Origin of the sequence: Aeromonas sp. 604443, assembly GCF_049170315.1 — a bacterium.
GTDB lineage: Bacteria > Pseudomonadota > Gammaproteobacteria > Enterobacterales > Aeromonadaceae > Aeromonas > Aeromonas veronii_A.
In genome coordinates this window covers 26,240-39,964 of record NZ_JAAKMI010000005.1, presented here as the reverse complement: position 1 = coordinate 39,964, position 13,725 = coordinate 26,240, and the positions used below count along the sequence as shown (strand labels likewise).

General features: G+C 61.0%; 9 protein-coding genes. 6 read left to right on the top strand and 3 right to left on the bottom strand.

Annotated features, from left to right (window positions below):
• The first annotated feature begins 59 nt into the window (after positions 1 to 59).
• The 3 genes from G5380_RS09185 to G5380_RS09175 all read left to right on the top strand — a co-directional run bounded on the left by G5380_RS09185 (position 60) and on the right by G5380_RS09175 (position 2,553).
• Complete coding sequence (locus tag G5380_RS09185; protein WP_139432734.1) at positions 60 to 1,544, top strand: L,D-transpeptidase family protein; 1,485 nt, start codon at positions 60 to 62, stop codon at positions 1,542 to 1,544.
• A 164-nt stretch (positions 1,545 to 1,708) separates the two neighbouring features.
• The gene (locus G5380_RS09180; RefSeq protein WP_421202826.1) at positions 1,709 to 2,254 is read left to right on the top strand and encodes a DUF882 domain-containing protein; all 546 of its coding nucleotides are present in this window, start codon (positions 1,709 to 1,711) and stop codon (positions 2,252 to 2,254) included.
• A 47-nt stretch (positions 2,255 to 2,301) separates the two neighbouring features.
• A complete protein-coding gene (locus G5380_RS09175) occupies positions 2,302 to 2,553 on the top strand; it encodes a lipoprotein (protein ID WP_005338457.1) in 252 nt (83 codons plus the stop codon).
• 85 nt (positions 2,554 to 2,638) lie between these two features.
• On the opposite strand, the gene G5380_RS09170 is transcribed toward G5380_RS09175, so the two are convergent.
• Positions 2,639 to 3,253, bottom strand: coding sequence for a trimeric intracellular cation channel family protein (locus G5380_RS09170; protein WP_335841859.1), 615 nt, complete (start codon positions 3,251 to 3,253; stop codon positions 2,639 to 2,641).
• Between the two features lie 146 nt (positions 3,254 to 3,399).
• Positions 3,400 to 4,164, bottom strand: coding sequence for a sulfate transporter CysZ (gene cysZ, locus G5380_RS09165; protein ID WP_005338455.1), 765 nt, complete (start codon positions 4,162 to 4,164; stop codon positions 3,400 to 3,402).
• Between the two features lie 214 nt (positions 4,165 to 4,378).
• Between cysZ and G5380_RS09160 the strand changes: the two genes are divergently transcribed.
• The 3 genes from G5380_RS09160 to ligA all read left to right on the top strand — a co-directional run bounded on the left by G5380_RS09160 (position 4,379) and on the right by ligA (position 11,050).
• Complete coding sequence (locus tag G5380_RS09160; RefSeq protein ID WP_421352676.1) at positions 4,379 to 7,753, top strand: AAA family ATPase; 3,375 nt, start codon at positions 4,379 to 4,381, stop codon at positions 7,751 to 7,753.
• Positions 7,754 to 7,768: 15 nt separating this feature from the next.
• Complete coding sequence (zipA, locus tag G5380_RS09155; RefSeq protein ID WP_040066671.1) at positions 7,769 to 8,938, top strand: cell division protein ZipA; 1,170 nt, start codon at positions 7,769 to 7,771, stop codon at positions 8,936 to 8,938.
• A 99-nt stretch (positions 8,939 to 9,037) separates the two neighbouring features.
• Positions 9,038 to 11,050 carry an NAD-dependent DNA ligase LigA gene (gene ligA / locus G5380_RS09150; RefSeq protein ID WP_421352675.1) on the top strand — a complete coding sequence of 671 codons (2,013 nt, stop codon included), beginning with the start codon at positions 9,038 to 9,040 and terminating at the stop codon, positions 11,048 to 11,050.
• Positions 11,051 to 11,238: 188 nt separating this feature from the next.
• On the opposite strand, the gene ygjK is transcribed toward ligA, so the two are convergent.
• Positions 11,239 to 13,719: an alpha-glucosidase gene (ygjK, locus tag G5380_RS09145; RefSeq protein WP_421352674.1), complete on the bottom strand. Its 2,481-nt coding sequence runs from the start codon at positions 13,717 to 13,719 to the stop codon at positions 11,239 to 11,241.
• Positions 13,720 to 13,725 lie beyond the last annotated feature (6 nt).

The window sequence follows — 13,725 nt, the reverse complement described above, 5'->3', positions numbered from 1 at the left end:
CTGAGCATCGGGTCAGCTTGTCAGGCCCGACAGAGTGAACAAACCGTTTTGAGGTACCCATGGGGATGAAGTATTGGCTGGCCCTTGCCAATCTGGTGTGGCTGGGATGTTTGCCCGCTGGCGCGGTACATGCGACCGAAGCACAAGTTGTGGTGGCGGCCAGTGAAACCGGACACGACTGGTATCAGGGCAGTCAGGCCGAACAGGCCCGTGTCGAGCTGGAGCAGCAGTTGCAAGAGGCTGTGCTTGCCCAGCTGCATCCCGATTTTTTCACGCTGTGGAAGCGTCTGCAGGCCACCCCTGCAGACAAGCGTGGTGCCATCTATGACGACATTTTTACCAAGTTGAGCCGTTTCCAGCACGCCTGGCGGGGGATGGATCTGGTCTCGCGCGAGCAGATGAAGACCCTCAAGCTCGATTTGAACCGCCCTGTGGTGACCCAGCCCAGCGATGATGACCTGCTCACCCAGGTGAAATCCCTGCGCCCTCAGGTGGCGGAATACGAGGCGGTGCGGGCCAAGGTGCACAAACTGCTGGCGATGCCGATGGCCAGCAAGTGGCCAACCCTCGATATGCCGACCCTGCGTGCCGGAGAGAGCTCCGCCGAGCTCGGCCAAATCCGCGCCATGCTCAACGAGCTGGGCGACAGCGCCCCGAGCCATGGTGATCAGATTTACGATGGTGATACCGAGCAGGCCATCAAGCAGTTCCAGCGTCGTCATGGTCTCACCGCGGACGGCATTATCGGTCGTCAGACCCGCTCCTGGCTCAATACCGGCCCGCAAGTGCGCGCCAGCCTGCTGCTGCGCAACCTGTGGCGTCGTGATCTGGTGGATCAGCTCGCCGGTGGCCGGTACGTGCTGGTCAATATTCCCGACTACCGTCTGAGCGTGGTGGAGTCCGGCAACGAGGTGTTTACCAGCCGGGTCATCGTCGGCAAGGAGCAGCGCGCCACTCCCATTCTGGCCAGCGAAATTCGCTCCATCGTGCTCAATCCCTCCTGGCATGTGCCGCGCTCCATCCTGAGCAAGGACATCCTGCCCAAGCTGGGTCGGGATCCCGCCTACCTGAGTCGCGAGCAGTTCGAGGTGATCGACAGCGAGGGCAATCCGGTCCAGTTCACCGAAGAGGGGTGGCATCAGGCGCTGGCCGCCGGTTTCCCCTATCGCCTGCGGCAAAAGCCGGGGGATCACAATGCCCTGGGGCGCTACAAGTTCTACCTGCCCAACAATGACGCCATCTATCTGCACTCCACTCCGCGCAAGGCGCTGTTCGAACAGGGGGCGCGCGCCTTCAGCTCGGGCTGCATCCGGGTGGAGCATGCGGACGATCTGGCCGAACTGTTGCTGGCGGACTCCCGCTATCAGCCGGACAAGGTGGCCAATATCCTCAAGGAGAGCCAGACCAAATGGTTGCCGCTCACCACGCCGATCCCGGTCTTTACTGTCTACTGGAGCAGCTGGCTCGACGAAAATGGTCGCCAGCAATTGCGTAACGATATCTACGGATTTGATCGGGTCAGCTTCCAGAGCCGCCTGCTGTGATCCCTGCCACAGAGTGAAAAGCCCGGCCTGTGCCGGGCTTTTCTATGGGCGATTGAGGTTTGACAGGGCCCCCCGCCGGAGGGTAGTTTCAAGCGCCTGTATCACATTCAATCAGTGATCTTATTCAACTATTTTCGCTTGAATCTGCGATGGACGAACCCCTTATGCTGGAACAAGAGATAAGTCGACGTCGCCTGTTGCTGGGAGCCGGTTGCCTGCTGGGCAGCTCGCTGATCTCCTTCCCTGCACTGGCCAGCCGCAGTACCACCGGGCGTGAACTCAGTTTCTTCAATCTCAATACCGGCGAGCGGGTGCGCGCCAGCTATTGGGAAAATGGCCACTATCTGAGCGACGGGTTAGCCGAGCTCAACCACATCTTCCGCGATTACCGGCGCAACGAAGTGTTCAACATCGACAAGAAGCTGTTTGATCAGCTGTTTCTGTTGCAGCACAAGCTGGGTCGGCGCAGCGAAATTCAGCTGATCTCCGGCTATCGCGCCCCGGCAACCAATCGTCAGAAGCGCCACAAGAGCCACGGCGTGGCCAAACACAGCTACCACACCCTGGGGCAGGCGGTGGATGTGCGGATCCCCGGCGTACAGCTGGCCCATCTGCGCAAGGCGGCGCTCCAGCTCAAGGTGGGTGGGGTTGGTTACTATCCCCGTGATAACTTCGTTCACCTCGATACCGGCCCGGTGCGCAGCTGGTAAAGGGGATGGCAAGCTGCCAAGCTCTTCCCACCAGAGAGGAGATAGCGATGAAAAAGATAGTGATTGGCGGCCTGATCGCCCTGTTGTTGACCGGTTGCAGCAAGCTCAACCGTGAAAATTACGACCAGTTGAAGATGGGGATGAGCTACGCTGAGGCCAGCACCATTCTGGGCAAGGCGGAGCGCTGTGATGATGCGCTGGGCACTACGAGCTGCCTCTGGGGCGGGGAAGGGAAGAACATCAAGATCCGCTTTATCGCCGACAAGGCGACCTTCTTCAGCTCGGAAGGGATTAACTGAGTCGCAGACCGTCCATGAAAAAAGCGCCACTCGGGCGCTTTTTTGTTGCTCGCAATCCAACCCGCCTCGCCAGAAGCTGGCGTACTCAGTGGGTCGCGTACTGATAGTCGAAGGTGGGCAGACCCCACTTGAAGCGAACCGCCAGCAGCCGCAGTACAAAGCCGATCCCGATGGAACCGAACGCGGCCCAGTTGGTCGGCAAGCCCTGATCCAGCGCCAGACAGTAGAGGGCTGCGGTGATCAGCGAAATGGCTGCATAGAGCTCGCGACGAAATACCAGTGGAATCCGCTGGCAGAGCAGATCCCGCAGCACGCCGCCAAAGACCCCGGTCACCACCGCCATGATGCAGGCAATACCGGCGCCGTGGCCCATATCCAGCGCCCGGGCCGCACCGAAGATGGAGAAGACCACCAGTCCCAGGGCATCAAGGGCCATGAACAGCTTGCCGAGGTAGCGCATCAGGGGGGCGGAGACCACACCCGCCATCGCGGCTGCGGCAACCAGCAGCACGTATTCCGGATGTTCAATCCAGAGCAGCGGATAGTGGCCCAGCAGCACATCGCGAATGGTGCCACCACCGATGGCCGTCGCCGAGGCGATGATCACCACACCAAACAGATCCATCCGTCGCCGACCCGCGGCCAGCGCGCCGGTCATCCCTTCGGCCACCAGGCCAACCAAGAAGAGTGCATGTAACATGAGATATCCCAGGGAACGAGAAAGGCCAGAATCCTACCAACTCGTGTCATATGGGACAAGCTATCGAATGCATGCATTAATTTAATTCATGCTAAATGTGAAAAAGGCACCGTTTCGGGTGCCTTTTTCTAATCAATGTTCAAGGGTTAGCGCCCCAACTGCTCCTGCCGGTAGTGATCGACCCACATGGCGGTGGCGCCACAGATGGCGACCGGCATCACGAAGAGGTTCACCACCGGAATGGCGGAGAAGAGGGTCACCAAAGCGCCGAAGCTGAGGCACTTGCCACGGCGTTGCTTCAAGGCGTCACGCATGGTGATGAAGTCGATCTTGTGGTTGTCGAACGGATAATCCACATACTGGATCGCCATCATCCAGGCGCTGAACAGGAACCAGAGCACAGGCGCCAGGGTCTGGCCCACCACCGGGATCAGAAACAGGATCAGGCAACCGATAGCCTTGGGCAGGTAATACTTCAGCTTGGTCCATTCGCGGCCGAAGGTACGTGGCACATCCTTGACGATATCCAGCATGCCGCTGTCATTGGCGGGCTGGCCGGTGAGGATCTGCTCCACCTTCTCCGCCAGCAGGCCGTTGAAGGGGGCTGCTACCCAGTTGGCAACCGAGCTGAAGATAAAGGAGAAGACCACCAGGATGGTGATGAGGGCGATGGGCCACAGCAGATAGTCCAGCCAGTCGAGCCAGGCGGGGATCTGCTGATGGAGCCAGGCGAACAGGCCGTCCAGTTGCAGCAGCAGGGCATAGAAGGCCCCGGCAAACAGCACGAAGTTGACCAGCAGGGGGATCAGCACAAAGGTGCGGATGCCCGGTTGGCGAATAAGGGAAAAACCGCGCAGAAAGTAGTCTGCACCGCTGATTGAATCTTTGACCATATGGGGTGATTGGCTCATGTGAGCTCCATCTATGCATGGGAGAACTGCCAGCATATTACAAACAAGCCTTTGATTTGGTAAAGTCGCCGACTATTCCTTATTTCGTGCCGTGGCGACTGAAAATCGGGCATTGAATGGGGATGATGCCTGCATATTACAAACAAAGCCGGGTCTGGATTTGGTAAAATCGCCTGCCCGCCTCCTCATTATTTAGCCACTGATACAGGTCGCCATGCGTCTGAAACTGATCAAACTCGCCGGCTTCAAGTCGTTCGTCGAGCCGACCCGCATCGAACTGTCGGCAGACATGACCGCCGTGGTGGGCCCCAATGGCTGTGGCAAATCCAACGTCATCGACGCGGTGCGCTGGGTGCTGGGGGAGAGCTCCGCCCGCCATCTGCGCGGCGAGAACATGACCGATGTCATCTTCAACGGCTCTATCAATCGCAGTGCGCATGGGCGCGCCTCGGTCGAGCTGGTGTTCGACAATCCCCACAACCGTGTGCCCGGCGAGTTCGGCCGCTTTACCGAGATCTCGGTGCGCCGCGAAGTGCTGCGCGACGGCTCCAACCACTATCAGATCAACGGCCAGAAGTGCCGCCGAAAGGATGTGACCGACCTCTTCCTCGGCACCGGTCTTGGCCCCCGCAGCTACGCCATCATCGAGCAGGGCACTGTCAGCCGACTGGTGGAGTCACGTCCGGCCGATCTCAAGCTCTTTATGGAAGAGGCCGCCGGGGTTTCCCGCTACAAGGAGCGGCGCCGCGAGACCGAGCAGCGCATTCGCCACACTCAGGAGAATCTGGAGCGCCTCGGCGATATTCGCGGCGAGCTGGGTTCGCGCCTTGACCACCTCAAAGCCCAGGCCGAAACGGCCGAGCGCTACAAACAGCTCAAGAGTCGTTCGCGCGCCGCTCGCGCCGAGCTGATTGGCTCCGAGTTGTGGGCGCTGGAGACGCGCCTTGGCGAGGCTAAAACAGAGCTGGCACAGGCCGAGCAGGCGCTGGCGGCGCTCGATGCCAAGCGCACCGCAGATGAGGGGCGCCACGTCACCCTGTCGGTCGCCAGACAAGAGGCGCAAGCCGAGCAGGCGAGCCGTCAGCAACAGATTTTTCTCGGCGGGCAGGCCATCGCCCGTCTCGAACAGCAGCAACTGCACCAGAGTGAACTGGGGCGCGACTGGCAGGCCCGTGCAGAGGCGCTGGGCGAGCGGATTGCCACCCGCAAGGCGCAGCTTGCCAGCCAGCAGGATCAACTGACCGAAGGGGTATTGCGCGCTGAGCAGGAGAGCGCTCGGCTGGAGCAGTGTGAGCAGTTGCTTACCGAGCAGCAGGAGGCTCGCCAGCACGCCAGCGAGCAACTGGAACAGGCCCGCCTGCGTCAGCAGCAGTGGCAGCAACAGTTGGCCGGGGTGCAGGGGCAGCTCAATCAGACCCGTACCCGGTTGGGTGGTTTGCAGGAGCTGCAAGCCAAGACCCGGCTGGCCCGCCTCAAACTGGAAGATGAACGCGCAGGCCCCCTCGGCGCTGAGGCCGATGACCTGCAACCGGCCCTCGATGCCCTGAGTGGTGAGCTGGAGCTGACACGGGCGGCCAATGACGAGCTGACCGAGCAGCTGGCGCAGGCTGTCCACACCCATGAACAACTCAAGCAGCAGCATGGCCAGCAGTTGGGCCTGCAACGGGAGCTGGAGGCGCGGCTGGCGACCCTGGATCAGATCCTCGGCGAACAGATGGAGGGGGCGACTCTGGCCGACCGGTTGCAGGTGGCCCCCGAGTGGGCACAGGCACTCGACAAGGTGTTGGGTCGCTGGCTCACCGCAACGCCGGCGGACGAGTGCAATCTGGCGCAAGAGGGGCTCTGGATTGGCCCGGCGCAACCTGCGGTTGCCGGTACGCTGGCGGCGCAACTGGGTGGTGAGCACATTCCTGCCTTCCTCAACGCCATCTGGCTGGTGGAGAGCCGGGAGGCCGCATTGGCCCGCCAGCCAAGCCTGGCGGCAGGTGAGTCGGTACTGACTCCTGCTGGCGACTGGCTGGGGCCAAACTGGGCTGATTTGGGACAGGGTGCGGCGCTCGGCACCATGGCGCTGCTTGGTGAGCGTGAGCGGTTGCATACCGAGCAGGAGAGGGTTGCCGAGGGGCTGGCACAGCTGAGTGAGCAACTTGTTGCAGCCGATGCCCGGTGCGCCCAGCTTGCCAGCGCGCAGGAGTTGTCGCAGCGAACCTTGCGCGAGCAAGAGCAGAAATGGCAACAACTGCGCGAAGCCTGGAGCCTGCAACAGGGTCAGCGGCAGGAGCGGTTGCAGCGGCTCGGTCAGCTCGGCGAAGAGCTGATCCGGCTCGATCAGGAGCAGGCCGAAGAGGCAGAGCGACTGGCCAGCGCCCGTGAACAACTGGAACTCGATGAGGCGCGCCTTGCCGAGTTGCAGGAGCTGGGGGAGCCGCTGACGCAAGGGTTGCTGGTTGCTCAGGAGCTGTTGACCCGCTGCGAGCGGGCGGTCGACGAGGCCCGTGCGCGCCGCGAGCAGCAACAAGCGACCTGCCAGCGTTTGCAACTGGAGTTGGGCAATCTGCGCCAACTCATTACCCTGGGCGAAGAGGAGTTGGCGAGGCTCGGGCTGGAGCTGGCCGGGCTGAAAGGGCCGGATAGCGAGGCAGTGCCGGATCTGGCGCCCCTGCTGGCCGAGCAGCGCAATCTGGAGGCGCAGCAGCTCGCCTGTCATCAGCGGCTTGCGGAGCTGGAGCGCCAGCTGAGTGAGCTGGAGCAGGCCAGAAGTGCCGATCACAAGCAGCTGGTGACTCTGCAAGAGAAGCTGGCGACCCTGCGCCTTGAGCGCGAGCGCAACCTCACCCGTCGACAGGGGTTGCACGAGCAGTTCGAAGAGCTGGGTGTTCGACTGGTGGATCTCGATCAGGCGGTGTTGATCGCCGCTGATCGCAGCAAGCTGCGGCAGGAGATCCAGACCCTGGAGGCACAAGTGGAGGCACTCGGCGCCATCAACCTGGCGGCGCTGGAGGAATACGAAGAGGCGAAAACCCGGGCAACCTATCTTGAAAATCAGTGTCAGGATCTCGAGCAAGCGTTGGAAACCTTGAGCCAAGCCATTAAAAGAATTGATAAAGAGACACAAATACGGTTCCGGGACACTTTCGATAAGGTCAACGAAGATTTAAAATCCCTGTTTCCGAAAGTGTTCGGTGGAGGCAGTGCCTGGCTTGAGCTTACCTCCGATGATCTTTTGGAGGCCGGAGTGAGCATCATGGCGAGACCTCCGGGTAAGAAGAATGCTACCATTGCCCTGCTTTCCGGGGGGGAGAAGGCGTTAACCGCGCTTGCGCTGGTTTTTGCCATCTTCAGACTCAACCCAGCACCTTTTTGTCTGCTGGATGAGGTGGATGCACCGCTCGATGAAGTGAACGTCGGTCGCTTCTGTTCTCTTGTCAAAGAGATGTCGAGCACAGTACAGTTCGTTTACATCAGTCATAATAAGGTCTCCATGGAGATGGCTGAGCAGCTGGTTGGCGTCACGATGCATGAGCCCGGGGTTTCTCGCATTGTGTCGGTCGATATCGGTGAAGCCGTCGCTTTGGCTGAGCAAAACTAGAAAGAGAAGCAGCTAATGCAGGAATTGCGTTACATCTTGGTTGCCCTGGGCGGTATTGCTATTGCGGCATTGCTCATTCACGGGTTGTGGAGCAACAAAAAGAATCGTCAGGCACCGATCAAAGAGAAACCGATTGGACGGATGGACTCCAAGTCGCGGGATCGTGATAACGACGCCTTCGACAGCGATGGCATCGGCCAGGTACGTGTGGTCAGTGGTGGCCGTCGTGCCGAGCCCAAGCTGCGCAGTGAAGAGAGCCGCCAGCCGGAACTCGGTCGTCGCCCTGCCGTCCCCGCCTTTGATGATGAAGATGACGAGGACGATCTGCCGCCGCCCGTAGTGCGCAAGCCTGCTGCCCGCCCGGTTCCGCCACCTCCTGTCTATGAAGAGGAGGAGGCGTTCGACGAACCGCTGCCCGAGGAGATCGACGAGGCGCCTGCCGCGCCGGTGCGCAAACCAGCTCAGGTCAATCGTCGTACCCCGGTCTACCGTTCCCGTCCCCAGCGCGAGCCTATGATGCAGTCGCTGGACGACGAGCCGCTGGTCGAGCCCGCCTACGCGACCGCCCCGACTTTTGGTGCCCGTGCAGAGACAGTCCGTACCGCCGACACCGTTCGTGCCGAACCGGTGCGAGCTCCCGAGCCGGAATATCAGCCGCAGCCCCGTCATGTGGCTCCCGAGCCTGTGTATGAAGAGCCGGCCTATGTGGCACCTGCACCTGTGGTTGAAGAGCCGCGCATGGCCCCCCAGCCGGTCGAGAAAATCTGGCAGGATGTCTATGTCATCAACCTGATGGGCCGTCCGGGTCACGACTTGCAAGGTGCAACCCTGCTCTCATCCCTGATGGCGCTGGGCTTCAAGTTTGGCGAGATGGATATTTTCCACCGTCACGAAGATCCCAACGGCAAGGGTGAAGTGCTCTTCTCCATGATCAACATGGTCAAGCCAGGCACCTTCAATCCGTACCGGATGGAGCAGTTCACCACGCCGGGTGTCTCCCTGTTCATGCAACTGCCGCTGCGCAGCAATGCCGCGTTTGCCTTCGAGGACATGCTGCAGGCTGCCGATCAGCTGGCCAGCGATCTCGATGCCATGCTGACAGATATGGATCGCAGCCCGCTGAGCGACGAGACCATTGCCCGTTACCGTCACGAGCTGGCTGCCTACGAGGCCAGTCGCGACTAATACGCCATGCGGGTCGAGTGAAGAAAAAGTGCGGTACCCTGGTACCGCATTTTTGTTTCTACCCCGTCCGTATGTTCAATCACACTTCGAGACTTTTTCATGAGCGACACCCTCTCCCGCCACCGTCAATTGTGTGAACTGCTTACCGAATATGGTCACCAGTACTATGTGCTGGATAACCCCACAGTGCCGGATGCCGAATACGATCGCCTGATGCGCGAACTGATTGCGCTGGAGGCCGAGCATCCCGAGCTGAAAACACCGGCGTCACCCAGCGTGCGTGTCGGCGGTCAGCCGCTGACAGCCTTCAAACAGGTGCGCCACGAGATCCCCATGCTCAGTCTGGATAACGTCTTTAGCAGCGAAGAGTTGCAGGCGTTCGAACAACGGATGAGCGATCGCCTCAAGCGTGACGTGCGTTTCACCTTCTGCTGCGAGCCCAAGCTCGATGGTCTGGCGGTGAGCCTGCTCTATGTAAATGGTCAGCTGGTGCAGGCGGCCACCCGGGGCGATGGCGCCACCGGTGAGGAGATCACCGAGAACGTGCGTACCATCAAGGCCATTCCGCTCGAATTGCGGGGCTCTGGCTGGCCCGATCGGTTGGAAGTGCGTGGCGAAGTCTTTATGCCCAAGGCCGGTTTTGAGGCGATGAACGCCAAGGCGCTGGCAGCGGGCGAGAAGGTATTCGTCAACCCGCGCAACGCAGCAGCAGGCAGCCTGCGTCAGCTTGATTCACGCATCACCGCCAGCCGTCCCCTGAGCTTTTACGCCTATGGCGTGGGGGTGGGGGGCGAGCAACTGGGCGACTCCCACTTCGGTCGTCTCAACCAGCTCAAAGCGTGGGGGCTGCCGCTCAGTCCCGAGGTGAAGCTCAAAGAGGGGGCCGCCGGTTGTCAGGCGTTCCACGACGACATTCTGGCCCGCCGTGGCGAGCTCCCTTATGAGATCGACGGCGTGGTCTACAAGGTGGATGCCATCGCTCTGCAAGAGGAGCTGGGCTTTGTGGCCCGCGCGCCGCGCTGGGCGACCGCCCACAAGTTCCCGGCGCAGGAAGAGATGACAGAGCTTGAGAACGTCGAGTTTCAGGTCGGCCGCACCGGCGCCGTGACCCCGGTGGCCAAGCTAAAACCTGTGTTTGTCGGCGGCGTGACCGTCTCCAACGCCACCTTGCACAACGCCGACGAGATCGAGCGCCTTGGCGTGATGATTGGCGATACGGTGATCGTGCGCCGGGCAGGAGACGTGATCCCGCAGATCGTGGCCGTGGTGGAGGCGCAGCGCCCAAGCGACGCCCGCGCGATCCTCTTCCCGACCGAGTGTCCGGTGTGTGGTTCGGCAGTAGAGCGGCTGGAAGGAGAGGCAGTTGCCCGCTGCTCCGGTGGCCTGTTCTGCGAGGCGCAGCGCAAGGAGGCGATCAAGCACTTCGCCGCCCGTCGCGCCATGGATGTGGATGGCCTTGGCGACAAGATTGTCGAGCAGCTGGTAGACAAGGGACTGGTGAAGACTCCCGCCGATCTGTTTAGCCTCAACGCCATCCAGCTGGCCGGTCTTGAGCGGATGGGGCAAAAATCGGCCCTCAATCTGGTAGCTGCCATCGATGCTGCGCGCAGTACCACCTTGCCGCGCTTCCTGTTTGCTCTGGGGATCCGTGAAGTGGGGGAGGCGACTGCGCTCAACCTTGCCAACCACTTCCTCACCCTGGATGCCCTGCGCGCGGCCTCGGTGGAGCAACTGCTCGAAGTGGCCGATGTGGGTGATGTGGTGGCCAAGCATGTCTACTACTTCCTGCGTCAGCCCCACAACGTGGAGGTGCTGGAAGCCTTGCTGGCTGCCGGCATCCACTGGCCGGCCATCGAGAAGAAAGAGGCCGCGGAGCAACCCTTTGCCGGCAAGACCTTCGTGCTGACCGGCACCCTGACCACCTTGTCGCGCAACGACGCCAAGGCGGCATTGCAGGCGCTGGGGGCCAAGGTGGCGGGCTCTGTATCTGCCAAGACCGATGTGCTGGTCGCGGGGGAAGCGGCCGGTTCCAAGCTGGCCAAGGCACAGGAGCTCGGTATCACCATCTGGACCGAAGAGGAGCTGCAACAGGCGTTGCAAGGCCAGAGCTGAGTTCGTCTCTCTGATAAAAAAACAACCCGGCATTCGTGCCGGGTTGTTTTTTATTCCCCCGCTATCACCATTTTTTGCGGGGGAGCAGCAAGCACCTGAGCAATATTTCCCGAGCGCTCAGTTTGCTCAATCAGTATGGCAACACTCTACAAGGCCACCTGATGCATCAAGCCATCCTCTCTCGAGGCTTATTCCTGTGGCTTGAGGAAGTTGCGATAGAGCATGTAGAGGTGGGCCGAGCTCCAGCTGAAGTTGCTGGCTCCCTGCATGGCGCCGGTCTCCGGATTGTAGTTTTCGCGGATGGGGCCGCTGCCCGCCAAGCCCTCGGCGTTGTTGAACAGCTTGTTGACCAGAGCCTCGGCATCGCTGCGATAGCCGTAGTTCTCCAGCCCCTTCACCCCGAAGTAGAACTGATCGAGCCATACCCGGCCTCGCCAGTAGATATTGGGGTCGTAGGCCGGGTTGGTCAGCGCGGCGGTGCCCAGCGGGATCCTGGTGTTGAACTCCTGGGCGTTGAGCATCACCTCGCGCACCCGCGCCGCTTTCTCCTTGTCGGCGACCTCAGCCCAGAGCGGGCTCCACCCTTCCGGGCCACGGCCGCGGGCGGTCAGCAATTTGCCGACGCAGCCGTTGCCGTCAGCAACATCCCCCTGAGCAATCTGGCGATCGTAATAGAAGCCTGATGCCTCATCGAACATGCAGCTGTTGATGTAACCAGCCAGCTGGGTCGCGCCATCGCGGTAGCGGCTCGCGTCGTCCGGCTTGTCAAGCAGGTCGGCCATGTCTGCCAGAATGCGTTTCTCCTTGGCCAGGAAGGCGTTGAGCTCCACCGACTCCTGATCGATGGAGAAGCCGATCAAATCGCCATTGTCCTGATGGTTTTCAAAGAAGGCGACGTTCCAGTCCTGACGTGCCTTGGCCAAATCTCCGCCATAAGTCTTGTCGGCATAGCGTTGCAGCTGGCCCGGTTCGATAAAGCCGAAGCGGGCGGCGTTGTCCATGCCGGACTCCCAACCGGCGCCGTGCTGGGCACCGATATCCATGTCGCTGTAACCGCCCACGTTCAACACCTGTTGATAGAGCGGCATACCGGCGCAGGCATACCAGCCATCCCCCTCACTGGTACAGCTGGAGAGATCCAGCCCGGCGGGAATACCGTTGGAGTACTGCACCTTGAAGGTGATATTGCCGTACTCGTCGTTGTGCTCCACATGCTTGGTGGCGCCATATTCGATGATGCCGTTGTGGTTGTTGTCCCGCGCACGGTACCACCAGTCGTGGTAGGCCTGCAGCTTGGGATACATCTCGGCGATAAAGGCCTTGTCCTTGGTGGCGCTGTAGATTTCCCAGATGGCCCAGGCGGAGAGGGGCGGCTTGGTATCGCGCTCGTTCCAGTTGCCGCCATCGCCACCGCGATCCGCCAGCTTGTTGTAGAAGACGGCATCGATCACCATGCCCGCATCCTGCGGTCGCACCGGATCATCCGGCTGCACCTGATAGTCATACATGGCGCGCACGTTGTTCTTGGCCACCTCAGGGTTGAAGTGCGCCATGGCATAGGCGTGCTTCCAGCTATCCCAGGCCCAGACGCCGTCGAACCAGCGGGCGGTATTGGAGGGGGTTACCCCGTCGTGGAGGATGGCGCCAGCCGGGGAGCGCCAGTTGCCATTGAGGGTCTCCATCGCCTTGACGGCGATGCGACGCTCCGACTCGGGGATCCCCTGATTGGAGAGACCCTTGGCAAGGTAGCCCTCCCAGCGGCGGATGGAGTCGGCAAAATAGCTGGCCGGGTTGGCCAGCAGGGCCTGACGGCTCTGCTGATGGCGGCTGGCGTCATCTGCGGAGTGGAGATAGCTCTGCAGGGTGTAGATATCCTCGCTCCCCTTGGCTGCCAGGGTAATGCTGGCGTCGCTTTGGTAGCCCAGTGTCTTCTGGTCGAGGGTGGTGCGACTTGGCAGGGTGCGGTCGATGCGATAGCGGGCGCTGCCGCTCTGCATGATGTTCCAGGTGCTGCGCAGTTTGCCGAACTGGAATTCGATTCCTTTGTCGCTCTCGCTGATGGTGCGAGTCCAGCCTGGATATTTGCTGGCAATCGTATCCTTGGCATCCCATTGATTGAGCAACTCGCCCTGCCAGTTGAGGTTGAGGGTGAGCGGTGCATCGGTCTGATTGATGAGTCGGGTGCGGATAAGAGCTGTGCGGGCATCGCCATAACGCAGCTCCAGCTCCAGCGTGAAGGGCTCGAACTCGAAGTGTTGCACCAGCGCACCGGGAATGGCGTACACCTCCTGCTTGCGGGCGCTGGTGAGCGGGAACGGGCGGCCGCTCGCATCGCTTAGGGTGAGCTTGTCCAGCTCGCTGGCAAAGAAGAGGCTGTACTCCTCGGAGATGACCATGGGGCCGGTAAAGCCCCCCCACTCCTTGTCGCTGGCAGGCAGCAGGAAACCGTGCCATGCCCCCAGATCGAGCAGCGGGTTGTATTTGAGGTTGGAGTAGCTGTCAAAGTCGCGGAATTGGGTCGGTGTTCCCCGACGGTCGATAACGTCCTTGTACTGGATGGCCTGCTCCGGTTTGGCGACTGTGCTGCTCTCTGTCTGGTTATCGTTGCAGGCAGTCAGTCCGAACAGGGCGGTGCCGAGGGCTACCGAGAGTAAAGTTTTACGAAACATTTCTCG